Consider the following 24,213-nt stretch of genomic DNA (forward strand, 5'->3'; position numbering starts at 1 on the left):
CCTATTCCTCCCCTTCCGTTCCGCCGCCGCTTCCCCGCTTGTGGTAGGGCGTTCCCGCCAAGGGCAGCTCCGTCCTTTCCCGGCCGTCGAGCCTCCGGTAGGCCAGGGCGACGGCGGGGGCGGGGGGCACCAGGGCGATCTCCCCCACCCCCTTGGCTCCGAAGGCCACCTCCCCGCCCCGGGCGTAGGAGAGCTTCACCTCGATGGGGGGGACATCCGGGGCCCTCCAGAGCCCCAGGGTCCCGTACCTCTTCACCGGATAGCCCCCGGGGGTGGGGAACTCCTCCGTCAGGGCGTAGCCGAGCCCCATGACCACCCCGCCCTCGATCTGCCCCTCCAGGGAGGTGAGGTTGATGGGCTGTCCCGAGTCGTGGCAGGCCACGTACCGCTCCACCCGCCCCTCCTCGTCCAGCAGGACCACGTGGGTGGCGTAGCCGTAGGCGATGTGGCTCACCGGATGGGGCACCTCCGACCCCATGGGGTCGCTTTGGAAGTCGAACTCCCGGTAGAGGTCCTTCCCCTCCAGGGCCTCCAGGGAACCCGCCTGAAGCAGGTCCTGCCGCAGGGCCTCGGCGCAGCGCCGCACCGCCTCCCCGGTGAACACGGTCTGCCGGGAGGCGGTGCTGGTCCCCGCATCGGGGGTGAGACGGGTGTCCGCAGGCATGTGCCGGATCCGGGAGAGGGGCAGGCCCGTGACGTGGCTCAGAATCTGGGTGGTCATGGTGGCGATGCCCTGGCCCATGCAGGCGGCGCTGGTGAAGACCCGCACCTCCCCCTCCCGGACCTCCAGGCGCACCCGGGAGACGTCGGGCACCCCCACCCCCAGGCCGCTGTTCTTCATGCCGCAGGCGATGCCCGCCCGGGGGGAGGACTCGAAGGCCTCCTTGGCGTCCAGAAGGGTCTCCTTGAGGCGCACGTCGGGCCCGGCGATCTGGCCGTTGCTCATCACGTCCCCCGGGGCGATGGCGTTGCGCCACCGGATCTCCCAGTAGGAGAGCCCCGTCGCCTCCGCCAGGAGGTTCAGGTTGCCCTCCACCGCGAAGGCGGACTGGGTGACCCCGAAGCCCCGGAAGGCCCCGCAGGGGGGGTTGTTGGTGTAGACCCCCAGCCCCTCCACGTCCATGCAGGGAACCTTGTAGGGCCCCCCGGCGTGGGTGCAGGCCCGCTGGAGCACCGGCCCCCCCAGGGAGGTGTAGGCCCCCGTGTCGGAGGTGATGCGGATCCGGTGGGCGGTGAGGTGCCCCTCCCCGTCGCACCCCGAGGTGATCTGGATGGTCATGGGATGCCGCTTGGGGTGCACCCGAAGGCTCTCCTCCCGGGTCCAGGTGAGCTTCACGGGCTTGCGGGTGATCCAGGCCATCAGGGCCGCGTGGTGCTGCACCGACAGGTCCTCCTTGCCCCCGAAGCCTCCCCCCACCAGGGCGGTGACGCAGCGCACCTTCTCCGGGGGGATCCCCAACAGCTCGGCGATCTGACGGTTCTCGTCGTACACCCCCTGCCCCCCCGTGGTCACCACGAGGCCGTCCCCCACCGGCTCCGCCAGGGCGGACTCGGGTTCCAGGAAGGCGTGGTCCACCCTCTGGGTCCGGTAGGTCCGGGACACCACGTGGGCGGACCGGGCCAGGGCCTCCTCCGCGTCCCCCCTCTTGACCCGGGTCTTCACCTCCACCCGGTTTCCCCAGGGGTGGAGCTGCGGGGCCCCCGGGGCCAGGGCCTCCTCCGGGGAGAGCACCGGGGGAAGCTCCTGGACCTCCAGCCGGATGCGTCCCAGGGCCTCCCGGGCGGTCTCGGGATCCCGGGCGGCCACCAGGGCCAGGGCGTCCCCCACGTACCGGGTCTCCTCCCCCTCCGCCACCAGCACCGGCCAGTCCGGCACCAGGTGCCCCAGGGTCCGCCTGCCCGGCACGTCCCTCCAGGTGAGGACCGCCTCCACCCCCTCCAGGGCCCGGGCCTCGGAGACGTCGATCCGCCGCACCAGCCCCCGGGGCACGGGGGAGCGCAGCACCGCCCCGTGGAGCATCCCGGGGAGGGAACAGTCGTCGGCGAACCGGGCCCGACCCAGGACCTTGTCCCGGGCGTCCACCCGGGGCATCCGCTCCCCGATCCTCCAGGCCCGGTCCTCCTCCCGGGGGACGGTCCCTTCCCGGAAGGCCCGGGCAGCTCCCTCCACGGCGTCCAGGACCTTGGCGTACCCGGTGCAGCGGCAGAGGTTGCCCCGCAGGGCCTCCCGGATCTCCCCCCGGGTGGGATGGGGGTTCCGGTCCAGGAGAGCCTTGGCGCTCAGCACCATGCCGGGGGTGCAGAAGCCGCACTGCACCGCCCCGGCGGAGGCGAAGGCCCAGGCGTAGACCTCCGCCTCCCTCTCCGAGAGGCCCTCCACCGTGAGGACCTCCTTGCCCGCCACCCCCGAGAGCTTCAGCAGGCAGGCCCGCTGTTTTCTGCCGTCCACCAGCACCGTGCAGGCTCCGCAGACCCCCTCGCCGCACCCGTTCTTGACGGAGGTGAGGTCCCGTTCCCTCCTCAGGTAGTCCAGCAGGTTCCGGTCCCGCTCCTCCCGACAGGGTTCGCCGTTGACCCGAAACGCGAACATCCTAGTTCCTCCCCTCGAAGGGTCTGCGGCGCAGGTAGACGCCCCCGGGGGGGCCCTCCAGCAGCCGCCCCCGGTGGACCACCCGACGCCCCCGCAGGTACACCTGCTCGATGCGCCCCCGGACCTCCATCCCCTCGTAGGGGCAGTAGTCCACCCGCTGCACCTGCTCCGACGCCCGGAGGATCCGGCTCCCCAGGGGATCCAACACCACCAGGTCCGCGTCGCTCCCCGGGGCCAGGACGCCCTTGCGGGGGTACAGGCCGAAGAGGCGCGCCGGGCGGGCGCAGAGGGCCTCCACGTACCGCCCCAGGGACAGGCGTCCCTCCGCCACCCCGGCGGAGTAGAGCAGCTCCATGCGGTGCTCCACCCCCGGCAGGCCGCTGGGGATGCGGCGGAAGTCCTCCGCCCCCCGGTCCTTCTGCCCCCGGGCGTGGAAGGAGCAGTGGTCCGTGGCCACCGTGTCCACCTCTCCCCGGTCCAGGGCCTCCCAGAGGGCCGATTGGTCCTCCCGGGTCCGCAGGGGCGGGGAGAGGACGAACTTCCGGGCCTCCTCCGGAGGCAGCAGATAGCGCCCCTCGTCCAGGAGGAGGTACTGGGGGCAGGTCTCCGCGAAGACCCTCCCCCCCCGGGATCGGGCGGCCCGGAGGACCTCCAGGGATCGGGCGGCGCTGACGTGCACCACCAGGAGAGGGGCTCCCGCCAGCTCCGCCAGGACGGTCATGCGGTGCACCGCCTCCGCCTCCGCCTCCGCGGGCCGGGACAGGGGGTGCGCCCGGGGCCCCCGTTCCCCCCGGGCGAAGAGGTCCTCCTGAAGGGCCGCCACCAGGTCCCCGTTCTCGCAGTGCACGCAGAGCAGCCCCCCCAGGGGGGCGAGGACCCGGGCCATGCGCAGGAGAACCCCGTCGTCCACCTGGAGGGCCCCCTTGTAGGCCATGTACATCTTGAAGGAGGGGATGCCCCCCTCCACCACCGCAGGGACCTCCCGTTCCACCCCTTCGTTCCAGTCCGTCACCGCCAGGTGGAAGCCGTAGTCGCAGAAGGCCCGGCCCTCCGCCAGGGCGTGCCAGGCCTCCACCCCCTGGGCCAGGGTCTGCCCCCGGAACTGGGTGGCGTAGTCCACCACCGTCGTGGTGCCCCCCGCCAGGGCCGCCCGGGTGCCCGAGGCGAAGTCGTCGGCGGTGCGGAACTCCCCCGCGGGGAGGTCGAAGTGGGTGTGCCCGTCCACTCCCCCGGGCAGCAGAAGCCGACCCGACACGTCCACCGTTTCGTCCCCCCGACGCAGGAGGCCGAAGCCCACCGCGTCTATCCGCTCCCCCTCCACCCGCAGGTCCGCCCGGCAGACCCCCTGGGGGGAGACCACCTGTCCCCCGACAAAGACCGTTCCCATCCCCGCCCCCCCTTGCAGGTCCCTTCGTCCGAACGGCCTAGTGGAGGCCGAAGACCCGGGCGGCCACGAAAAGCACCGCCAGGCCCACCAACACCCCGTTCAGCTCCTTGCCCTTTCCGGCGAGGAGCTTCAGGGCCACGAAGGAGACGATGCCCGCCTCGATGCCCACGGCGATGCTGTAGGCGAAGGGCATCATGAAGAAGGCCAGCATGGCGGGGACCGTCTCGGTCCAGTCCTCCATCTCCATGCCCCTGATGCCCGTCATCATGTAGACCCCCACCAGGATCAGGGCCGGGGCGGTGGCGCAGGGAGGCACCGCCGAGACCAGGGGGTTGAGGAACATGGCCAGGAGGAAGAGACCCGCCACCACCAGGGCGGTGAGGCCCGTCCGCCCTCCCTGCTCCACCCCGCTGGCGCTTTCCACGTAGGAGGTGACGGTGGAGGTGCCCAGCGCCGCCCCCGCCACGGTGCCCACCGCATCCGCCATCAGGGCCTCCCGGGCCTGGGGCAGCCGCCCCCGCTCGTCCAGAAGTCCCCCTCGGCTGGCCACCCCCACCAGGGTGCCCACAGTGTCGAAGAAGTCCACGAAAAAGAAGGTGAACAGGATCACCCAAAAGCCGGAGGTGGCTATCTGGGAGAAGTCCATCTTCAGGAACACGGGCCCCAGGGAGGGGGGAAGGGAGAAGACCCCCTGGGGCATCTTGGCCACCCCCAGGGGGATGGCCGCGAGGGTCACCGCCAGGATGCCCAAGAGGATCCCCCCCCGCACCCGGTAGTGCTCCAGGGTCACCATGAGGAGGAGGCCGCAGAGGGCCAACACCGCCGGGAGGTTCCCCCGGAAGCTCGTGAGGCCCACCAGCACCGCGTCGTTCTTCACGATGATCCCCGCCCCTTGGAGGCCGATGAAGGCGATGAACAGGCCGATGCCCCCGGAGATGCCCAGCTTCAGGCTCAAGGGGATGGTGTTGACCACCGCCTCCCGGAGCCGGGTGAGGGTCAGGAGGATGAACAGGATCCCCTCCAGAAACACCGCCGCCAGGGCCACCTGCCAGCTCACCCCCATGCCCAGCACCACCGTGAAGGCGAAGAAGGCGTTGAGCCCCATCCCCGGGGCCAGGGCGATGGGGTAGTTGGCCAGGAAGGCCATGAGCAGGGAGGCCAGGGCAGAGGCGAGGCAGGTGGCCACCATCACCGGGCCGAAGGGCATCCCCGCCTTGGACAGGATGCCCGGGTTGACGAAGATGATGTAGGCCATGGTCATGAAGGTGGTGGCCCCCGCCAGGGCCTCCGTCCGCACGTCCGTACCCCGTTCCCTCAGATGAAACCGTTTCTCCAGCCACTCCATGTCCCCGCACCTCCTCCGTGATTCCGGGAGACGGCGCACCCCGTCCCCCGGAGGTTTCTAGTCCTCGAAAAGCCCCAGGAGCCCGCCGCCCTCCAGGTCCACGTAGCCCCGGTCGGTGAGCTTCAGCCGGGGGATCACCGACAGGGAAAGGAAGGAGAGGGCCATGCAGGGATGGAGACCCTCCACTCCCAGCCCCCGGACCACCCGGTCCACCTCCTCCAGCAGACGGGCAGTCTCCTCCCCGGGGCCAGGGTTCATGAGCCCCCCCACGGGAAGAGGCAGGGCCGCCAGGATGCGATCCCCCTCCGCCGCCACGAAGCCTCCCCCCAGCTCCTCCAGAGCCCGAAGGACCCGGTGCAGGGACCGGTCGTCCGCTCCGGCGGCGATGTGGTTGTGGGCGTCGTGGGCCACCGAGGCCCCCAGAGCCCCCCGCCGCAGCCCCAGACCCCGGACGAACCCCACCCCCAACCGGCCGGACCCGGTGTGCCGCTCCCGCACCGCCAGCTTGACCAGGTCCCTTTCCGGGTCCGGGACGACCTGTCCTTCCTCCACCCGAGGGGGGAGGAGGAGGTTCTCCGTCAGGAGGGACCCCGGGCGAGCCCCCAGGACCCGCAGGAGCCTCCCTGCGGCGGGCACCCGCAGCCGCTCCCGGTCCAGAGGAGGCAGGGGCTCGCCCCGGTCCAGCAGGGCCGGGGGCACCGCATGATCGGGAGACACGCAGAGCCGCCCGTCCCGGGCCACCAGGACCCCGTCCTTCCACACCCGGTGGACCCGGCAGGTCTCCAGGGAGTCCACCAGGGCCAGGTCCGCCCTCCATCCCGGGGCGATGGCCCCCCGCCGGGGGAGGCGGAAGTACTCCGCCGGGGAGAGGGTGAGGCAGCGCAGCGCCGCCAGGGGATCCACCCCCCGGGCGCAGAGCCGCCGCAGCTTGGCGTCCTGGTGCCCCTCCTCCAGGAGGGTCCGGACGTCCACGTCGTCGCTCACTCCCATGCAGCGCCCCGCCCGGGCGGGGTCCTCCCGAAGCAGCGGGGCCAGGGCCTCCAGGTCCGGGGCCACGGAACCGCCCCGCATCATCACCCAGAACCCCCGGCGCAGCTTCTCCCGCCCCTCCTCCAGGGAGGTGCTCTCGTGGTCCCCGTCGCAACCGCTCAGGGCGTAGGCCCCCAGTGCCCGTCCGGAAAGCCCCGGGGCGTGGGCGGTCAGGGGACGGTCCCCCGCCGCGGCGATCTTGGCCCACACCTCCCGGTCCCCCGCCACCACCCCGGGGTAGTTCATCATCTCTCCCAGGTGCTGGCAGGTGCCGTCGGCGAAGAGGTCCGCCAGGTCCGCCGCCCCCAGGGGGACCCGGCAGGTCTCGAAGGGCGACGCGGGCACGCAGGAGGGGGCTCCCAGGAACACGTCCAGGGGCAGCCCCCGGCTCGCCTCGGCCATGCCCCGCACCCCCGCCGCCCCCAGCACGTTGGCGATCTCGTGGGGGTCCGCGAAGACCCCCGTGGTCCCCCGGGGCACCACGATCTCGGCGAACCGGGAGGGGGTGAGGCAGGAGCTTTCGATGTGCAGGTGTCCGTCCAGCAGCCCCGGGATGAGGACGCTCCCCCGGGCGTCCAGGACCTCCCGGCCCTCGAACCCCTCCCCCATCCCCACGATGGTCCCCCGGGCCACCGCCACGTCCACCTCCTCGAACTCCAGGGAGAGGACGTTGGCCACCCGGGCCCCCCGGATCACCAGGTCCGAAGGGACCTCCCCCCGGGCGAAGGGAAGCAGGTCCCGCAGGGAGAAGGTCATCCCAGGTCCACCGGCAGGGCCCGGTAGCGTTCCTTGAGGCCCCGGATGCGCTCCTCCAGCCTCGGGGCCTCCGGGGAGACCGCCACGGCCTCCCGGAGGCCGTGCAGGTCCAGGTAGGCGTTGTGGTGGTTCGTCCCCTTCGCCCCGAAGAGGGCAGAAAGCATGGTCAGGTCGTCGGGCATGTGGAAGTCCTCCGCCGTCTCGGCGTACTCGAAGAGGTACCAGACCTCCCGAAACCCCGACCAGGCCAGGGCGGACAGGCACATGGAGCAGGGCTCGTGGGTGGCCAGGAACACCGTCTCCCCCGGGGCGGGATGGTCCGGCAGCTCGAAGAACCGCAGGATCGTGTCGATCTCCCCGTGGAAGACCGGGTTGTCCCCCCGGCGGTTGCTCCCCACCGCCAGGGGCTGGAGGGTCTCCGGGTCCAGCACCGCCCCGCCGAAGAGGTTGTGCCCCCGGCGGACGCACTCCTCCGTCAGGGGGAGGATGCGGTGTTCCACCACGTCCAGCAGCGCGTCGATCTCCTCGGCCGAAATGGTGCCGGGACTGCGGAACCTCATGACGCCACCTCCTCCCGGGGGGGCACGCCTAGCGCCCTCCCATCAGCAGGGTCATCACCGCCTTGGCGGTATGGAGACGGTTTTCCGCCTCGTCGTACACCACCGACCGGGGACCGTCGATGACCTCGTCCTCCACCTCGTGGTTCCGATCCGCAGGAAGGGCGTGCATGTAGACCCCGTCCCGGTCCGTCCAGGCCATCTTCTCCTGGGTGCACTTCCAGGACCGGTGGGCCAGGAGCTTCTCGTCCACCACCTTCACCGCCCCGGCGGCCGCAAGCCCCGTCTGGTCCGTGACCCAGTTGCCCCAGTTCTTGGGGATGACCACGTGGGCGCCCCGGTAGGCGGCCTCCTCGTCGTCCGTGACGGTGACGGTGCCGCCGTACTTCTCCGCATTGCCCCGGGCCTGGGCGATGACCCAGTCGGGAAGCTCCCAGCCCTTGGGGTGGGCCAGGACCACGTCCATGCCGTACCGGGGGAACAGGAGGACCTGGGAGACGGGGACGGAGATGGGCTTCTTGTGGCTCTCCGCGTAGGCCCAGATGATGGAGACCTTGAGCCGGTCGAGGCGGCCGAACTTCTCCTTCATGGTCATGAGGTCCGCCAGGGCCTGGAAGGGATGGTACAGGTCGCACTGAAGGTTCATGACGGGAACCTTGGCCCACCGGGCCATCTCCGTCAGGTACCGGTTGCCGTACCCCCAGTTGCAGTAGCGGCACGCGATGGCGTGTCCGAAGCCCGAGAGGATGACCGCGGTGTCCTTGGCGGTCTCCCCGTGAGAGACCTGCATGGTGCTGGAGTCCAGGTAGTTCGCGTGCCCCCCCAGCTGGGCGAGCCCCGCCTCCATGGAGTTCCGGGTACGGGTGGACTGCTCGAAGAAGATCAGGAACAGGGTCTTGTAGAGCAGGTACGGGGTGGCTTCCCCCATGGCGAACTTCTTCTTGAGGTCGAAGGAGACCTCCAGCAGGGTGTCCACCTCTTCCCGGTCGAAGTCCTCCAGGTTGATGAAGTGCCTTCCCCGAAAGTAGCTCTTCATGTGCACTCCTCCTCTGTCTCGGTTCGGTGGGTGTTCCCGGGCCTATCGGGCCGGACGGTCCGCGACGATCCGGGGAAGGGCCGCGTACACCCCGGCGCAGTCCACCAGCTCGGATTTCCAGGTGACCTCGTCGGGGGCGTGGGCCTGATCCTCGTGCCCCGGGCCGAAGCCGATGCAGGGGATCCCCAGAAGGCCCATGATGGCCACCCCGTTGGTGGAGAAGGTCCACTTGTCCACCACGGGCTCCCTCTCCAGGACGCCCCGGAAGGCCTCCACCATGCTCCGGGTCACCGGGTGGTCCTCCTCCAGGACCCAGGAGGGGAAGAAGCACTCCGTGGGGTACACCAGGCCGGTGTAGGAGGGACGCTCGTAGGTGTAGAGGGAAACCTCCGCCCGGGCCTCCGCCACCGAGGGAAGGTTGCGGATCTGCCGCAGCGCCCCCTCCTTGGTCTCCCCGGCGGTGAGCCTCCGGTCGATGGAGATCCAGCAGCCGTCCGCCACGGCGCAGCGGGAGGGGCTGGAGGAGAAGATCTCCGAAACCGTCAGGGATCCCTTGCCCAGGAAGGGGTCGTCCTGGAGGTTTTCATGCAGGGCCCGCAGCTCCCGGAGGATGGGGGCCATCTTGTAGATCGCGTTGTCCCCTCGCTCCGGGGCGGAGCCGTGGCAGCTCACCCCGGAGGTCCGGACCCGGATTTCCATGCGCCCCCGCTGCCCCCGGTGGATGCGCCCGTCCGTGGGCTCCGTGCTCACCACGAACTCCGGCCGCAGCCCCCCCTCCCGGACGAGGTACTGCCAGCAGAGACCGTCGCAGTCCTCCTCCTGGACGGAGCCCACCATCACCACCCGAAGGCCCTCCAGAAGCCCCAGGTCCTTCATGATCTTCCCGCCGTAGACCATGGAGGCCATGCCTCCCTCCTGGTCGCTGGCCCCCCGGCCCCCGATGCGCTCCCCGTCCTCGAAGCCCCCGTAGGGGTCGAAGGTCCAGTTTTCCCGGTTGCCGATCCCCACGGTGTCCACGTGGGCGTCGAAGGCCACCAGCCGGCCTCCCGTGCCCAGGGTCCCCAGGACGTTCCCCATGGGGTCCACCGTCACCTCGTCGAACCCGACCTTCTCCATCTCCCGCCGGATCCGCTCCACCACTTCCCGCTCCCCGCAGCTCTCGCTGGGGAGAGCGATCATGTCCCGAAGAAACCGGGTCATGTCCGGCTCGTATCGTTTCGCCAGTTCCCGAATCCGCTGGAACGTCCCGTCCACGGCGCACCGCTCCCTCCGACTTACCGGTTTTCCCCTCTGTCCAGCAGGTAGGGGACGCTCCCTTCCATCCCTTCCAGAAGGACCCCCATGAGAAAAGCCCGCTCCAGGGACCGCTCCCCCGGGAAGGGGCAGCGCAGCCGCACCCGGCGAGGCCCGAAGGAGGGCAGCAGCTCCACCTCCAGGAAGGGGTCCCGGTAGAGCCACCCCCGGGGGGGGCGCTCCAGGGACGCCTCGATCCCTCCCTCCTTCCAGGCGATGCGTCCCCTTCGGGCCAGGAAGGCGTTCTCCTCCTCCATCCCGTAGGCCTCCGGGGAGAGGAAGAGCCGGGGCTTGTCCGCGTGGGGACGCCCCCCCTGGTGGACACAGAAGGTCTCGCAGTTGCCGCAGTGGTTGCACAGGTCCTCCAGGTGGACGATCTGCCGGTCCTGGCGGACCCGCACCTCCCGGGAAGAGGTGACCCGGACCCCCTCCCCCCGGCAGGAGAAGACCGGCGCCGTCCCCCAGGCGGGGCGCACCCGGACCGCCAGGTTCGCCCGGTTGGGGCACACGTCGACGCACTTGTCGCACACCAGGTCGCAGGAAAGACACCGGGCCGCTTCCTCCACCGCCTCCTCCCGGGTCAGGGGAAGCTCGGCGAGGCCGAAGCCCCGGGCGTCCCCCCGCCCCTCCCGACGGGCGGGGACCTTCACGGCGCGGCGGAGCTTGAGGAGCTCCACCTCCTCCTCCGTGGGGACCTCCGGCGGCTCCTCCTCCGGGAAAGGCACGGCGAAGGCGTGACACAGGGATCGGGCGGCTTTTCTTCCGTCCCCGCAGGCGGCCACCACCGTCTCGGGTCCCCGCACCAGGTCCCCCCCCACGTACACCCCCGGCACCGTGGAGACGAGGCTGTCGAAGGCCCGGGCCCTGCCCCCCTCCAGCTTCACCCGGCTTTGGGAGAAGAGCAGGGTTCCCTGGGACTGGCCGATGGCGACGATCAGGGCGCTTCCCTCCAGGGAGAAACGCTCCTCCGTGGGGACGGGGCAGGGTCTTCCGTCGGGCCCCGCCTCCCCCAGACGGTTTCGGCGGCACTCCAGGCCCCGGAAGCGCCCCCCCTCCGAGAGGACCTCTTCGGGGGAGGCCAGCTCCCGGATCTCCCCCCCCTCCGCCAGGAAGGCTTCGACTTCTTCCTTAGCCGCGGGCATCTGGTCCAGGCAGCGCCGGTAGACCAGCCGGACCGAGGCTCCCAGGCGCAGGGCGGTGCGGGCGGCGTCCAGGGCGGTGTTGCCCCCTCCCGCCACCAGGACCCGGGGGCCCAGGTCCGGGGCTTGGCCCCGGGCAACCCCCTCCAGAAACGCCAGGGCTCCGTAGACCCCCTGCGTCCCCTCCCCGGGGATCCCCAGGGGGGCGTCGCAGGGGAATCCCGAGGCCAGGTACACCCCGTCGAAGGATTCCAGCAGCCTCTCCGGGGGCCCCTCCGCGGGGGAGGAGAAGCGAAAGTCCACCCCCAGGGCCTCGATGCGCACCACGTCCCCCTCCAGGGCGTCCTCGGGGAGACGGAACCGGGGGGCCAGGGCCATCATCCCCCCGGGGCGATCCCGGGCCTCCAGGACGGTGACCCGAAATCCCGCCCGGGCCAGCTCCCGGGCCGCCGCCAGGCCCGAGGGCCCGGCGCCCACCACCGCCACCTTCGGACCGTTTCCGGGAACGGGAGAAACGGAGACTCTCCCGTAACGCTCCGCGGCCCGCTTCAGGGCCCGGATGGCCACGGGCTCGTCGATCTGGGAGCGGGTACACCGGTCCTGGCAGGGGTGGGGACACACGTGTCCCGTGACCCCGGGCAGGGGATTTCTCCGCAGGATCCCCTCCAGGGCCCCGTCGAAGTCCCCCCGGGCGAGGCGCCGCACGTACAGGGGCACCTCCTGGTCCACGGGGCAGGCGGCGGTACAGGGGGCCTCCACGCAGTCGAAGGGCCCCAGGGGGGTGGGCACCCGGGGGACCCGGACCGGGGCGAAGCGGTAGCGCGGGTCCTCCAGGGAGGACGCCGCCAGCTCTTCCAGGCGGGCCACCCCGTCCCGGGCGAAGTCCCCCAGACCGGTGCAGCCCGCCGCCCGAAGGGTCTCCTCCAGCCCCCGGGCCCAGGAGGCCAGGCGTCCGTACCCCCCGGGCTTGAGAAACTCCGTGGCGGCGGTGACCGTCCGGACGCCGCAGGCGAAGAGGGACGCCAGGTTCTCCTGGTCCGCCCCGGCGGAGAAGGACACGGGCAGGTCGGGGAAGTCCTCCCGGATCCGGCGGAAGAGGTTCACCGCCAGGGGGAAGAGGGGACGACCGGAGAGGTACATCTCCCCCCCGGGGAGCCGCCCCTTGCGGTTCTCCAGGGCCAGGGTGTTGGTGAGCTTCACCCCGAAGGAGACCCCCCGGAGCCGGGCGGTCTCCGCCAGGTTGCGCAGGATCTCCACCGCCTGGGGGTACCGGAGGTCGTGCTCGAAGGCGGAGTCGGGGACGTGCAGGTCCCGGAAGCCCAGGCTCCCGTTCAGGATGGACCGGACGCCCTCCGCCCCCAGCAGGGTGGGGTTGAGCTTGACGAACACGTGGAGCCCCCGGCTCAGGAGGTAGGAGGCGATCCTCTCGATCTCCTCCGGGGGACACCCGTGCATGGTGGACAGGGTGCAGCTGGAGGCGATCCGGGAGGGGACGGGGATCTCCGCCAGGTCCGGCCGACGGACCCGCAGGACCCGGCGGCACGATTCGATCTCCTCGGAGGCGTCGGCCATGCGGGCCAGGAACTGCTGCATCCGGGGCCGAAGGATCCCCTCCAGGTTGTACCCCACGCTCAGGTTGAACAGGGTCCCCTCCCCCGGGTCCTCCCACCCCAGGATCCGGGGGAGCAGGTGCACCAGCACCCAGGCCCGGGCGTACTCCGAGGCGGACTGCTCCAGCTTCAGCTCCTGGGACCACTCCACGTTGGTCCCCTCGTCCTCCATGTCCATGCAGGGGCGTTCCACCGTCAGCTCGTCCAGGATCTGCACCGTCTTGAGTTCCAGGTACCGGGCACCGCAGAGCCAGGCGGAGGCCAGGTTCGGAACCAGTTGGGTGTGGGGTCCCGCCGCGGGGCCCAGGGGGACGTGCAGGGCCTCCCCGAAGAGCCGCCCCGCCAGGGGGGAGGCCGGATCGGGACGGAAGAACAGGGCACGGGGGATGCCGAAGAGGGACCCGTGAAGGCGATGCTCCTCCAGCATCCAAAGCAGCTCCTCCTCGAAGGACAGGGGGCGCAGGCGGTCTCTCATCTCCCCGCCCCCCCTAGAAGCGGCTCCAGACCCGGGAGGCGCACTCCCGAGCCCGGGCCAGGATCCGCCCCTCGTCCAGGACGGTGAAGGCCCGATCCCGGTAGAGGACCTGCCCCCCCGCCACGGTGTGGACCACCCGCCCCGAGAGGGGGCCGAAGAGCAGGTGCCCGTCCACGTTCCGCTCCGAAAGGGGGGTGGGGGGGTCGTAGTCCAGCACCGCCAGGTCCGCCGCCCACCCGGGGGCCAGGACCCCCCTCCGCAGGGGGAAGTACCGGTCCGCAATCTCCCCGTTGTTCTGGAAGAGCATCTTGGGCACCTCCGTCCACCCCCGGTTGGGGTGCCCCGAGGCGTGCTTGACCAGGGCGTTGCCCAGGGCGTAGGAGCGCAGCATGTCGCTGACGTACCCGTCCGTGCCCAGACCCACCAGGACCCCCGCCTCCATCAGGTCCAGCACCTTGGCGGCCCCCACGGCGTTGCCCATGTTGGACTCGGGGTTGTGGACCACCGCGGTGCGGGTGTCCTTGAGGATCCCCACCTCCTCCCGGTCCACGTGGATGCAGTGGACCGCCAGGGACTTGGGCCCCAGCAGGCCGAAGCGCCGGAAGCGCTCCAGGATGGACAGGCCGTGGAGGCGGCGACACTCCGTCTCGTCCGTGGGCCCCTCCGCCACGTGCACGTGGAACCCCTGGTAGTCGCAGGCGGAAGAGCAGGCGTCCAGGGTCTCGTCGGACAGGGTGAGGGAGGCGTGGAGGCCGAAGGTCCCGGCGATCCGGGGGTTGCCACCCTTCCCCACGTGCTCCAGGAAGGCCACATTCTCCCGGATGCCCTCCCGGGCCGCCTGGGGGCCGTCCCGATCCGAGACCTCGTAGCACAGACAGGCGGAAAGCCCCGACTCCTCCACCGCCTCGGCGAGGGCGAAGAGACTCCCCGGGATGGCCCGGGGGCTCGCGTGGTGGTCCAGCAGGGTGGTGCAGCCGCACCGGAGGGCCTCCAGCAGGCAGACCTGGGCGGAGACCTTCACGTCCTCCAGGGTGAGGGCCTTGTCCAGGCGCCACCAGAGGCGCTCCAGCACCTGGACGAAATCCGAGGCGGGCTCCCCCCCCTTGCCCCCGAACCCCCGCACCAGGGCGCTGTAGCAGTGCATGTGGGCATTGACGAAACCCGGGTGGATCAAGCCCCCCCGGGCGTCCAGGAAGGAGGCCTCGGGGTGGCGGCCCCGAAGCTCCGCCGTGGGCCCCACCTCCCGAACGGTTCCCCCGTCGCACAGCACCCCCCCGTCCTCCAGGTAGGGACGCTCCGGATCCCGGGTCACCAGCCTTCCGTTTCCCACCAGCAGCATGCGTACCCCTCCTCCCCTCGGACTCTGCGGAGCCGGACGGACGCGACGTCCTACCCCCGCAGGTACCGGTAGACGGTCTGCTCCGAGACCTCCAGACGCCGCGCCACGGCCCCCACCGCCCCCCTGAGCAGAAAGATGCCCTTGCGGTCCAGTTCCTCCACCACCCCGCGCTTCTCCTCCACGGTCATCCTCCCGGGCTCCACGCCCCGGTCCCGGATGGCCCGTTCCAGCTGCAGGTTCATGAGGTTTTCGATGGAAAGATGGATGGGCGGGTCCTCCCGGTCCGGAGGGGAAACCTCTCCCAGGGAAAGCAGACGTCCCAGGGTTTCGTGGGCCTCCCGGAGCCGGGACAGGTCCTGGTTGAGGGAGAGCATGCCCACGATCCGCCCTTCGTCGTCCCGGAGGAAGAGGCTGGAGAGACGCAGGGCCTTGCCCCCCTCCGCCAACCGACCGGGGTAGTGGGCCCGGTAGTCCTGCCCCTGGCTCTCCCGGAGCACCTCCAGAGCGTAGTCCGTCACCGAGTCTCCCACGGAGCGCCCCGTGACCTGGCCGTTGCGGATCGCCAGGATGGAACGCTCCGGGTCCCTCAGGTCGTGGAGGACCACCTCGCAGTCCTCTCCCATCACGTCCCCCAGAAAATCCACCAGGGGACGGGCAAAACGGAGGATCTCGTCGGCCTTCGTGGAGAGCACCTCCTCCCACGCTTTCCTGACACTTTTTCTATCATGACGAGGAATTCATTTCATCCACCCTACTCCCTGCGCCGACTCCCTGTCAACGCCTCCGCCGCAAAGAGAAGGGGCCGGTCGAGGGAGTCCCCGAGCGGCCCCGAACGTCTGCGCGGGTAGGCGAAACGCCCTTACTCTTCAAGCCTCCGGAGGATCCGGGGGATCAGGTCGTAGAGGTCTCCGCAGAGCCCCAGGTCCGCCACCCGGAAGATGGGGGCCTCCGGGTCCTTGTTCACCGCCACGATGGTCCCGGCGGTCTGCATCCCCGCCAGATGCTGCACCGCCCCGGAGATGCCCGCGGCCACGTAGAGCTTGGGGGACACCACCCGGCCGGAGAGGCCCACCTGGTGGGGGTACTCGATCCACCGGGCCTCCACCGCCGCCCGGGAGGCCCCCACGCCGCCCCCCAGAGCCCGGGCCAGCTCCCGAAGCAGTGCGAAGCCCTCGGGACGGCGCAGCCCCTTGCCCCCGGAGACCAGCACGTCCTCCTCCTCGATGCCCCGCCCCGCCGCGGCCCGACGAAAGGCCCGGGGGCACACCGACCCGGCGCGGGCCTCCTCGGGGAGGTCCAGGATCCGGACGGTCCCCCTGCGGTTCGGGTCCGGGGCAGGAAGGGGGAAGTTCCGGGGACGCACCGTGGCCATCTGGGGCCGATGGGCGCTCGTGCGGATGGTGGCCATCACGTTGCCCCCGATGGCGGGTCGGGTCTGGAGAAGCCCCCCCGTCTCCGGGTCCAGATCCAGGCCGGTGCAGTCCGCCGTGAGGCCCGTGCGCAGCCGCGCCGCCGCGGCGGGAAGCACGCTGCGGCCGTTGGTGGTGGCTCCCGCCAGGACCACCTCCGGCTTCTCCCGCTCCACCGTCCAGGCCAGGGCTCGGGCCTGGGCGGCGGCGTCGTAGGCCTCGAAGGCCGGGGCCTGGGCCAGAAGCACCCGGTCCGCCCCTGCGGCGATGAGGGCATTCGGGTCCGGCAGCCGGTCCCCCGCCAGGACCAAAGCGGTGACGGTACCGCACCCCCCTCCTGCGGCGCGACGATCCGCCAGCTCCCGGGCCTTGCCCGTCAGCTCCAGGCTCACGGGGTGCAGGGCCTCCGAAACGGGACGCATCTCCCCCAGCACCAGGAAGCCCGCCGCGGCGGCGGGGTCCACCAGAGACCGCATCAGGCCGCCCCCCTTCCGGAGGCCCTCAGGCCCCGTTCCGCCAACAGGTCCATCAGGGCGTCCAGCCCCGCCTCCAGGTCCGCCCCGGCGTACACCTCGCCCCGCCGGGCCACCTGGGGGGTGGCGATGCGCACCACCCGGGTGGGGGAACCGGAAAGCCCCAGCTCCTGCGGGTCCAGCCCCAGGTCCGGGGCGGTCAGACGTTCCAGGGGGGCCCGACGGGCCCTCTTCTTGCCCTCCAGGGTGGGCATGGGGGAATCGTTGAGGTGGCTCAGCACCGTGAGCAGGCAGGGGAAAGGAAGGTCCTGCTCCAGGGTTCCCTCCTCCACCACCCGCTCCACCGTCACCCCGTCCTCCCGGGGCTCCCAGCCTCCCACGTAGGTGGCGAAGGGCAGCTCCAGGAGGGTGGCCACCTCGGGGCCCACCTGCCCCGTCTCCCCGTCCGTGGCCTTTTCCCCCGCCAGGACCAGGTCGAAGGGCCCCAGGCGGCGCAACCCCTCCGCCAGCGCCAGGGAGGTGGCCCAGGTATCCGCCCCCGCGAAGGCCCGGTCCGTGAGCAGCACCCCCCGGTCCGCCCCCAGGGCCAGGGCCTCCCGGAGGGCCCCCTCCGTCTGGGGAGGCCCCATGGAGACCACCATCACGGAGCCCCCGAAGCGGCGTTTCGCCTCCAAGGCCGCCTCCAGGGCGTTGAGGTCCAGGGGATTGAGGATGGCCCCCACTCCCTCTCGCACCAGGGTTCCCTTCTCCGGGTCCAGGACCACGTCGTCCGTGTCCGGCACCTGTTTCACCAGAACCGCCAACTCCATAGCCGCACCTCCCACGTACAAGTCCCGCCATTATGCCACAGGGCATCCTGCGGGGCCCCAAAACCCGTACAATGCGACGAGAAAGCCCCGCCCGAGGGGCGGGAAGCCCGAACCGGAGAAGGAGGGGTTTGCAGTGGCGAAACGACGCATCGTGGTGGTGGGGGGAGACGCGGCGGGGATGAGCGCCGCCTCCCAGGCAAGGCGGCTGGACCGGGACCTGGAGATCCGGGTGTTCGAACGGGGACCCCACACCTCCTACTCCGCCTGCGGCATCCCCTACCTGGTGGCGGGGCTGGTGGAGGACCCGAGCCGCCTGGTGGCCCGCACCCCCGAGGAGTTCCGGGAGCAGGGCATCCACGTGTCCACCCGCCACGAGGTGACGGCCCTGGACCCTTCCTCCCGACGGGTGACGGTGCACGACCTGGTGGGGGGGCGCCTCTTCGAGGAGCCCTACGACGACCTGCTCCTGGCGACGGGGGCCACCCCCCTGCGCCCTCCCGTGCCGGGGATCGACGCGGCGGGGGTCTTCGGGGTCAGCACCCTGGTCAGCGGCGTGGCGCTGCTGCGCTTCGTGGAGGAGCAGCGTCCCCGGAAGGTGGTGGTGGTGGGAGGGGGTTACATCGGCCTGGAGATCGCCGAGGCCTTCAACTGCCACCGGGGCCTGGAGGTGAGCCTGGTGGAGCGGGCCCCCCAGGTGATGGGCACCCTGGACCCGGACATGGGGGCCCTGGTCTCCCAGGCCCTCCGGGAGGTGGGGATCCGTCTCTTCCTGGAGGAGACCCTCCAGGGGGTGGAGGTCCGGGACGGCCGGGCCGTGGGGGTCCGTACGGACAAACGGCTCCTGGAGGCGGACCTGGTGGTGCTGGGCCTGGGGGTGGTACCCCAGACGGAGCTGGCCAAACGGGCGGGGCTGGCCCTGGGGGTCCGAGGGGCCCTGGTGGTGGACTCCCGGATGCGCACCCCCACGGCGGGGATCTGGGGGGCGGGGGACTGCGCCCAGACCTTCAACCTGGCAAGCCGCCGCCCCTTCCACGTGGCCCTGGGGACGGTGGCCAACAAGATGGGCCGGGTGGCGGGGATCAACCTGGCGGGGGGGGATGCGGTCTTCCCCGGGGCCCTGGGCACGGCGGTCTGCAAGATCTGCAAGTACGAGGCGGCCCGCACGGGGCTGCTGGAGCGGGAGCTGACGGAGCTGGGCATCCCCTGGACGGGGGCGACCATAGAGGAGAGCACCCGGGCGGGGTACTACCCCGGGGCGGGGGACATGACGGTGAAGCTCCTGGCGGAGCGGCCCTCGGGGCGCATCCTGGGAGGGCAGATCGTGGGCATCGAGGGGGCGGCCAAGCGCATCGACGTGGTGGCCACGGCGATCCGGGGAGGCTTGACCGCCCAGGACCTGGTGGACCTGGACCTGAGCTACGCCCCTCCCTTCTCCCCGGTGTGGGATCCCGTGCAGGTGGCGGCCCGGCGACTCCTGTCCCTGCTGAAGGATTAGGCCCGAAGGGGAGCGGGGCGTGCTAGGATCGGACCATGAGACGGCGCCTCCACCCCCTGATCGCAAGCATCCTCGTCAGCCTCGCCTTCACTGCGGGGTTCCTCTTCTCCCACCACCGCCCCCCGGAGGCGGCGGAACGGCATTCCTTCGCCCTGGGAACCCTGGTGCACCTGAAGCTCTACGGCCCCGGGGCGGAAGATGCCCTGGACGGGGCCCTGGATCGGTTGAACGAACTGGAGGACGCCTTCTCCGTCCACCGGGTGGGATCCGATGTGGCCCGGATCAACGAGTCCGCAGGGAGAGAACCCGTTCCGGTCCGTCCGGAGACGGACCGGGTGCTCCGCCTGGCCCGGGAGGTGGCCCGGGCCTCGGGCGGAGCCTTCGACCCCACCGTGGGACCCCTGGTCTCCCTCTGGGGCATCGGGACCCCCGCCGCCCGGATCCCCGGGAAGGAAGAGATCCTCCGGACCCGGGGGCTGGTGGGCTGGCGGGACCTGATCCCCCCGGACGGGACGGAGAAGGGCTGGAAGCTGGCCCGACCCGGCCAGGCCCTGGACCTGGGGGGCATCGCCAAGGGATACGCGGGGGACGACCTGGCGGAGCGTCTGCGCCGCCGGGGCATCCTTGCAGGCCTTCTGGACCTGGGGGGGAACATCCTGGTCTTCGGCCCTCACCCGGGAGGGGGAAACTGGACCATCGGGATTCAGGACCCCCGCAAACCCCGGGGGACCCCCCTCGGATCCGTGACCCTGGAGGAGGGAACGGTGGTGACCTCCGGAGTCTACGAGCGGTTCTTCGAACAGCAGGGGGTCCGCTACCACCACCTCCTGGATCCGGCCACGGGCGTCCCCGCCCGTTCGGGGCTCCTGTCGGTGACGGTGGTGGCGAGTAGCTCCGCCCTGGCGGACGCCCTCTCCACGGCCCTCTTCGTCCTGGGACCGGCACGGTCCCGCTCCCTCCTGGCCCGCTACCCCGCAGAGGTCCTCTTCGTGACGGAGGATCGGAAGATCCTCCTCACCCCGTCCCTGAGGAGGCGCTTTCGCCTCACGGACCGGTCCTTCACCCTCCGGGACCTGCCCGGGGAGAAGGCCCCGTGAAGCCCCTGGACCGGTGGGTCTTCGGCCTCCTGGGGGCCTGCGCCCTGGGAGGGGCCCTGGCGTTCCTCCCGGGGAACCGGGAGAGAGGCTCCCTTCCGGTGGCGGAGATCCTCCAGGAGGGTCGGGTGGTGGAGCGGGTGGTCCTGGACCCCGCCGCCCCTCCCCGGGAATGGGTCCTCTCCTCCCCCGGCGGGGGGGTCAACCGGGTCCGTCTGGAGGGGGGGCGCATCCGCATGGTCGAGGCGAACTGCCCGGACCGGGACTGCGTCCGGGCGGGCTGGCTGGACCGTCCCGGCCAGGCGGCGGTCTGCCTGCCCCATCGGGTGGCCTTGAGGGTTCGGGGCACCGGGAAGGGAGAGGATCTGGATGGGATCTCCCAGTAGACGCCTCGTCCTGGACGGGCTGCTGGTGGCCTTGGGGTTGGCGGTGCACCAGGCGGAGGCGGCCCTCCCCCCCCTGCTTCCGGGAGTGAAGCCGGGGCTGGCCAACGTCTTCGGCCTGGTGGCCTTCGTGGCCCTGGGGTGGCGGGACGCGGCGGCGGTGACCCTGCTTCGGGTGTTCCTGGGGGGGCTTTTCTCCGGCCTGGGGCTGGCCTTTCTGTGCAGCCTCGGGGGAAGCCTGGCGGCCCTGGCGGCCCTGATCCTGCTGGGGCGGTTCGTCCCGGATCGCCTTTCCCTGGAGGGCTTGAGCGTGGCCCAGGCGGGGGCCTTCAACCTGGCCCAGCTCCTGGTGGTGGCCCTTCTGCTGGGGAGCTGGGGGGTGGCCCTCCCCTACGCTCCCCTTCTGGCCACGTCGGCCCTGGTCACGGGACTGGGGACGGGGCTCCTGGCCCGGATGCTGCTGCGGCATCCCTTCCTGGCGACGTCCCCCCTTCCCGGCGGATCCTGCGAAACCGAAAGGAGACAGCCATGAACCTTCGCATCGACGCCCCTCTCCTCGCCACCTTCCCGGAAGCCCGGGTGGGCTGGCTGGTGGCCTCCGTGGTCCCCGTTTCCTTCCATCCGGAGGTGGAACGCCTCAAATCGGGTCTGGAGGCCCACCTGAACGCCCTGGGGCTGGACGAAACGAACCTGCCCCGCCACCCCGACGTGGCCCGGTGGCGGGAGACCTACTCCCGCATGGGGGTCAAGCCCAGCAAGTACCGCAGCTCCCTGGAGGCCCTGGCCCGAAGGGTGCTGAAGCACCAGGGACTGTGGGACGTGTCCGACGTGGTGGACGGGTACAACGCCCTGTCGGTGCGCCACCTCCTTCCCATGGGGGCCCACGACGTGGACCTGCTTTCGGGGGACCTGACGCTGCGCTTCGGAAGGGAGGGGGAGGTCTTCCAAGGCCTGGGTGACCTGAACGAGACGGTAGACCCCCGGCAGGTGGTCTACGCCGACGAGAAACGCGTCTGCTGCTGGCTCTGGAACCATCGGGACTGCCGGGACGTGGTGGTGAGCTTCGACACCCGACGGGCCCTCTTCCTGGTGGATCAGGCCTTTCCCCCGGTCCACTCCTCCCCGGAGGCGATCCTGGGGGATCTGGAATCCCTGCTTCTCGCCCTGGGGCACCACCCGGAGGCCCGAGGGGTGCTCTCCGCCTCCTGCCCGGAGACGCCCCTCCCCTAGACCGGGAACAGAACGCGGCCCCTCCCCGCAGGATGGCGGAGAGGGGCCGCGTCTTCTCGTTTCCGCTCGTTTCCCTACCGGTCCACCCGGTGCTCCAGGAAGAGGATGGCCTTGGTGGGACACTTGTCCACGCACAGGCAGCACTGGGTGCACTTGTCCGGGTCGATGCGGGCCAGGTTGTTCTCCACGTGGACCGCGTCGTTGGGGCACGCCTTGACGCATAGGCCGCAGCCGATGCACCCCACCTGACAGGCCTTTTTCACGTCCGGTCCCCGGTGGGTGGAATGGCAGGCCACCCGCACCCGCTGGTCCAGGGGGACCAGCTCGATCAGCCCCTTGGGACAGAGGGTGACGCAGGCCCCGCAGCCCACGCACTTGGCCTCGTCCACCCGGGCCACGGAGTTCTCGATATGGATGGCGTCGAAGGGGCACACGGCCACGCAGGTGCCCAGCCCCAGACAGCCGAAGGAACAGGCCTTGTGCCCGCCCCCCGGGAGCACCACCGCCTCCCGGCAGTCCGCCGCCCCCTCGTAGAGACAGCGCCACCGGGCCACGTCGGGGGTCCCCTTGCACTTCACGAAGGCCACCCGGCGCGCCGAGGCCTCCACGGAGACCCCCATGATCTTCGCCAGAGCCTCCGCCAGTTCCGCCCCCCCGGCGGCGCAGAGGTTGGGCTTCGCCCCCTCCAGCACCACCGCCTCGGCGTAGGCGTCGCACCCGGGAAAGCCGCAGCCGCCGCAGTTCGCCCCGGGAAGGCGCTCCCGAACCTGTTCCACCCGAGGATCCGTCTCCACGTGGAACCGCTTGGAAGCATAGGCGAGGAGAAGGCCGAAGACCAGGCCCAGCCCTCCCAGGATCAGCGCCGGATAGAGAATGCCCTGCAGGTCCATGACGGCCCTCCTAGATCAGTCCCGTGAAGCCCATGAAGGCCACGGCCATGAGCCCCGCGGTGACCAGGGCGATGGGAAGCCCCCTCATGCACCGGGGCATGGTGTCGCTGGTTTCGATGCGCTCCCGAAGTCCCGCCATGAGGACGATGGCCAGGAGGAACCCGATGGAGGCGCCCACCGCGTTCACCAGGCTCTCCACCAGGCCGTAGTTCTGGTTCATGTTGATCACCGCCACCCCCAGCACGGCGCAGTTGGTGGTGATGAGGGGCAGGAAGATCCCCAGGGACTTGTAGAGCCCCGGCTGGGTCTTCTTCACCACCACCTCCACGAACTGAACCAGGGCGGCGATCACCAGGATGAAGGACAGGGTGTAGAGGTATTCCAGTCCCAGGGGGACCAGCACCAGGTTGTACAGCAGCCAGGTCATGAGGGAGGCCAGGATGATGACGAACACCACCGCCACCCCCATACCCTTGGCGGTGCCCACCTTCCCCGAGACCCCCAGGAAGGGGCAGCACCCCAGGAACTGGGAGAGGAGGATGTTGTGGACGAAAATGGCGCCGAAGAAGATCCCCAGCAGGCTCATCGTCCGTCGTCCTCCGGCCGGGTCATGCCGCAGGGCAGGGGACAGCCGGAACAGGCGGTCTGGTGCCGCAGCTGCTCCGCCTCCGCGTCCGCGTCCACCTGATCCCGCCGGGTGGCCCGGCGGTGGTGGCGCTTCCACTCCTTGTAGTGGTTGATGCCCCCCATCACCAGGCCCAGGGTCAGAAAGCCCCCGGGGGCCAGGATGAGGATGAGGGCGGGCTGGAAGGCGTGGGGCATCACGGGGATCCCGAAGACCGTCCCTGCTCCCAGGGCCTCCCGGATGATCCCCAGGACGACCAGCGCCACGGTGAAACCCAGTCCCATGCCCAGCCCGTCGAAGAGGGAGGGGATCACCCCGTTCTTGGAGGCGTAGGCCTCCGCCCGGGCCAGGATGATGCAGTTCACCACGATGAGGGGGATGAAGATCCCCAGGGACTTGTCCAGGGCCGGGGCGTAGGCCGCCACGAAGAACTGGATGAGGGTCACGAAGCCCGCGATGAGGACGATGAACGCGGGGATGCGGATCTCCGAGGGGATGAACCGCCGCAGGGCCGCCACGGCCACGTTGGACCCCATGAGCACCGCCGTGGCCGCCAGCCCCATGCCCACCCCGTTGACGGCGCTGGTGGTGACCGCCAGGGTGGGACAGAGCCCGATGACCTGCACGAAGGTGGGGTTCTCGTCCAGGACCCCCGCCCGAATTCGTTGGATCGCCGACTGGATCATGGTCTCGCCCCTTCCGCGAAGTGCTTCTTCCAGGCTTCCACCGCGTCGTTCACGCCCCCGACGAAGGCCCGGGAGGTGATGGTGGCTCCGGAGATGGCCTGGATGTCCTGGGGATCCGCCGGAGGGGTCTTCACCACCTTCAGGGGCTCCGCTCTCTTGCCGGCGAACTGCCCGGAGAAGGAAGGCTCCCCCGCGTTGGCCCCCAATCCGGGGGTCTCCCCCTGGCTCAGGATGCGGATGCCCCGCACCACCCCGTCCCGGGAGATGCCCACTACGAAGACCACGGGACCCGCATACCCCTTGGGCGCCACGGTGAACACGTGTCCCAGCACCGATCCGCCCTTGCGTCCCTCCTGCACCTCCCGGACCAGCGACCCCGGAGGCACCGGCAGGGAGGAGAAGGAGTCCGCCCCGGGCAGGGACGCCCGGAAGGCCTCCTGGCGCTGCCGCTCCTGGGTGGCCCGGATGGGTTCCAGAGTGATCTCGTGGGCCAGGCCCAGGATCAGGCCGGTGGCAGCGGTGATGGCCAGCAGGACGAGGCCCAGCTTCAGGTTCTTGCCCAC

Annotated in this window: 21 protein-coding genes; 5 read left to right on the plus strand and 16 right to left on the minus strand. The window is 71.1% G+C overall.

All coding sequences use genetic code 11. The annotated features are described in order from the left end of the window. Position 1: 1 nt before the first annotated feature. From xdh to APAU_RS10150, 12 genes are all read right to left on the minus strand, one after another. On the minus strand, positions 2-2,590 hold the full coding sequence (gene xdh / locus APAU_RS10095; RefSeq protein ID WP_006301644.1) for a selenium-dependent xanthine dehydrogenase: 2,589 nt from the start codon (positions 2,588-2,590) through the stop codon (positions 2-4). Between the two features lies 1 nt (position 2,591). Beyond that, positions 2,592-3,977, minus strand: coding sequence for a dihydropyrimidinase (gene hydA / locus APAU_RS10100; RefSeq protein WP_006301645.1), 1,386 nt, complete (start codon positions 3,975-3,977; stop codon positions 2,592-2,594). Positions 3,978-4,014: 37 nt separating this feature from the next. Next, the gene (locus APAU_RS10105; RefSeq protein ID WP_006301646.1) at positions 4,015-5,322 is read right to left on the minus strand and encodes an NCS2 family permease; all 1,308 of its coding nucleotides are present in this window, start codon (positions 5,320-5,322) and stop codon (positions 4,015-4,017) included. A 57-nt stretch (positions 5,323-5,379) separates the two neighbouring features. Continuing rightward, positions 5,380-7,107: an adenine deaminase gene (locus tag APAU_RS10110; RefSeq protein WP_006301647.1), complete on the minus strand. Its 1,728-nt coding sequence runs from the start codon at positions 7,105-7,107 to the stop codon at positions 5,380-5,382. Further along, positions 7,104-7,667: a cytidine/deoxycytidylate deaminase family protein gene (locus APAU_RS10115; protein ID WP_006301648.1), complete on the minus strand. Its 564-nt coding sequence runs from the start codon at positions 7,665-7,667 to the stop codon at positions 7,104-7,106. The genes APAU_RS10110 and APAU_RS10115 overlap by 4 nt, the downstream gene beginning before the upstream one ends. A 28-nt stretch (positions 7,668-7,695) precedes the next feature. Further along, a complete protein-coding gene (locus APAU_RS10120; protein ID WP_006301649.1) occupies positions 7,696-8,700 on the minus strand; it encodes an ornithine carbamoyltransferase in 1,005 nt (334 codons plus the stop codon). Positions 8,701-8,742: 42 nt separating this feature from the next. Continuing rightward, positions 8,743-9,954 carry a YgeY family selenium metabolism-linked hydrolase gene (locus tag APAU_RS10125; RefSeq protein ID WP_006301650.1) on the minus strand — a complete coding sequence of 404 codons (1,212 nt, stop codon included), beginning with the start codon at positions 9,952-9,954 and terminating at the stop codon, positions 8,743-8,745. A gap of 20 nt (positions 9,955-9,974) precedes the next feature. Continuing rightward, positions 9,975-13,217, minus strand: a complete 3,243-nt coding sequence (locus tag APAU_RS10130; protein ID WP_006301651.1) for an FAD-dependent oxidoreductase — start codon at positions 13,215-13,217, stop codon at positions 9,975-9,977. A gap of 13 nt (positions 13,218-13,230) precedes the next feature. Then, the gene (ssnA, locus tag APAU_RS10135) at positions 13,231-14,556 is read right to left on the minus strand and encodes a putative aminohydrolase SsnA (RefSeq protein ID WP_006301652.1); all 1,326 of its coding nucleotides are present in this window, start codon (positions 14,554-14,556) and stop codon (positions 13,231-13,233) included. 50 nt (positions 14,557-14,606) lie between these two features. Then, positions 14,607-15,248: a helix-turn-helix transcriptional regulator gene (locus tag APAU_RS10140; protein WP_006301653.1), complete on the minus strand. Its 642-nt coding sequence runs from the start codon at positions 15,246-15,248 to the stop codon at positions 14,607-14,609. A 167-nt stretch (positions 15,249-15,415) separates the two neighbouring features. Then, complete coding sequence (locus APAU_RS10145) at positions 15,416-16,441, minus strand: electron transfer flavoprotein subunit alpha/FixB family protein (RefSeq protein ID WP_006301654.1); 1,026 nt, start codon at positions 16,439-16,441, stop codon at positions 15,416-15,418. Then, positions 16,441-17,247, minus strand: coding sequence for an electron transfer flavoprotein subunit beta/FixA family protein (locus APAU_RS10150; protein WP_006301655.1), 807 nt, complete (start codon positions 17,245-17,247; stop codon positions 16,441-16,443). Before APAU_RS10150 ends, APAU_RS10145 begins: the two co-directional genes overlap by 1 nt. 133 nt (positions 17,248-17,380) lie before the next feature. Here APAU_RS10150 and APAU_RS10155 point away from each other — a divergent pair, with 133 nt between their 5' ends. Genes APAU_RS10155 through APAU_RS10175 form a run of 5 tightly spaced genes read left to right on the plus strand, consistent with a single transcriptional unit; the run spans position 17,381 to position 21,449 of the window. Next, complete coding sequence (locus APAU_RS10155; protein WP_006301656.1) at positions 17,381-18,742, plus strand: FAD-dependent oxidoreductase; 1,362 nt, start codon at positions 17,381-17,383, stop codon at positions 18,740-18,742. A gap of 35 nt (positions 18,743-18,777) precedes the next feature. Further along, positions 18,778-19,839 carry an FAD:protein FMN transferase gene (locus APAU_RS10160; RefSeq protein ID WP_006301657.1) on the plus strand — a complete coding sequence of 354 codons (1,062 nt, stop codon included), beginning with the start codon at positions 18,778-18,780 and terminating at the stop codon, positions 19,837-19,839. Then, positions 19,836-20,222, plus strand: coding sequence for a NusG domain II-containing protein (locus tag APAU_RS10165; protein ID WP_006301658.1), 387 nt, complete (start codon positions 19,836-19,838; stop codon positions 20,220-20,222). The genes APAU_RS10160 and APAU_RS10165 overlap by 4 nt, the downstream gene beginning before the upstream one ends. After that, positions 20,206-20,751, plus strand: a complete 546-nt coding sequence (locus APAU_RS10170) for a Gx transporter family protein (RefSeq protein ID WP_006301659.1) — start codon at positions 20,206-20,208, stop codon at positions 20,749-20,751. The genes APAU_RS10165 and APAU_RS10170 overlap by 17 nt, the downstream gene beginning before the upstream one ends. After that, positions 20,748-21,449, plus strand: coding sequence for a B3/B4 domain-containing protein (locus APAU_RS10175; protein WP_006301660.1), 702 nt, complete (start codon positions 20,748-20,750; stop codon positions 21,447-21,449). Before APAU_RS10170 ends, APAU_RS10175 begins: the two co-directional genes overlap by 4 nt. A gap of 74 nt (positions 21,450-21,523) precedes the next feature. Here the strand turns inward: APAU_RS10175 and rnfB are convergent, their stop codons facing one another. Genes rnfB through APAU_RS10195 form a run of 4 tightly spaced genes read right to left on the minus strand, consistent with a single transcriptional unit; the run spans position 21,524 to position 24,213 of the window. Continuing rightward, complete coding sequence (gene rnfB, locus APAU_RS10180; RefSeq protein ID WP_006301661.1) at positions 21,524-22,339, minus strand: RnfABCDGE type electron transport complex subunit B; 816 nt, start codon at positions 22,337-22,339, stop codon at positions 21,524-21,526. 10 nt (positions 22,340-22,349) lie between these two features. After that, entirely contained in the window at positions 22,350-22,925 is a 576-nt protein-coding gene (locus tag APAU_RS10185; RefSeq protein WP_006301662.1) for an electron transport complex protein RnfA, read from the minus strand. After that, a complete protein-coding gene (rsxE, locus tag APAU_RS10190) occupies positions 22,922-23,650 on the minus strand; it encodes an electron transport complex subunit RsxE (RefSeq protein WP_006301663.1) in 729 nt (242 codons plus the stop codon). The genes APAU_RS10185 and rsxE overlap by 4 nt, the downstream gene beginning before the upstream one ends. Further along, the gene (locus APAU_RS10195; RefSeq protein WP_006301664.1) at positions 23,647-24,213 is read right to left on the minus strand and encodes an RnfABCDGE type electron transport complex subunit G; all 567 of its coding nucleotides are present in this window, start codon (positions 24,211-24,213) and stop codon (positions 23,647-23,649) included. Before APAU_RS10195 ends, rsxE begins: the two co-directional genes overlap by 4 nt.

Origin of the sequence: Aminomonas paucivorans DSM 12260, from assembly GCF_000165795.1 — a bacterium.
In the GTDB taxonomy this organism is placed as follows: domain Bacteria; phylum Synergistota; class Synergistia; order Synergistales; family Synergistaceae; genus Aminomonas; species Aminomonas paucivorans.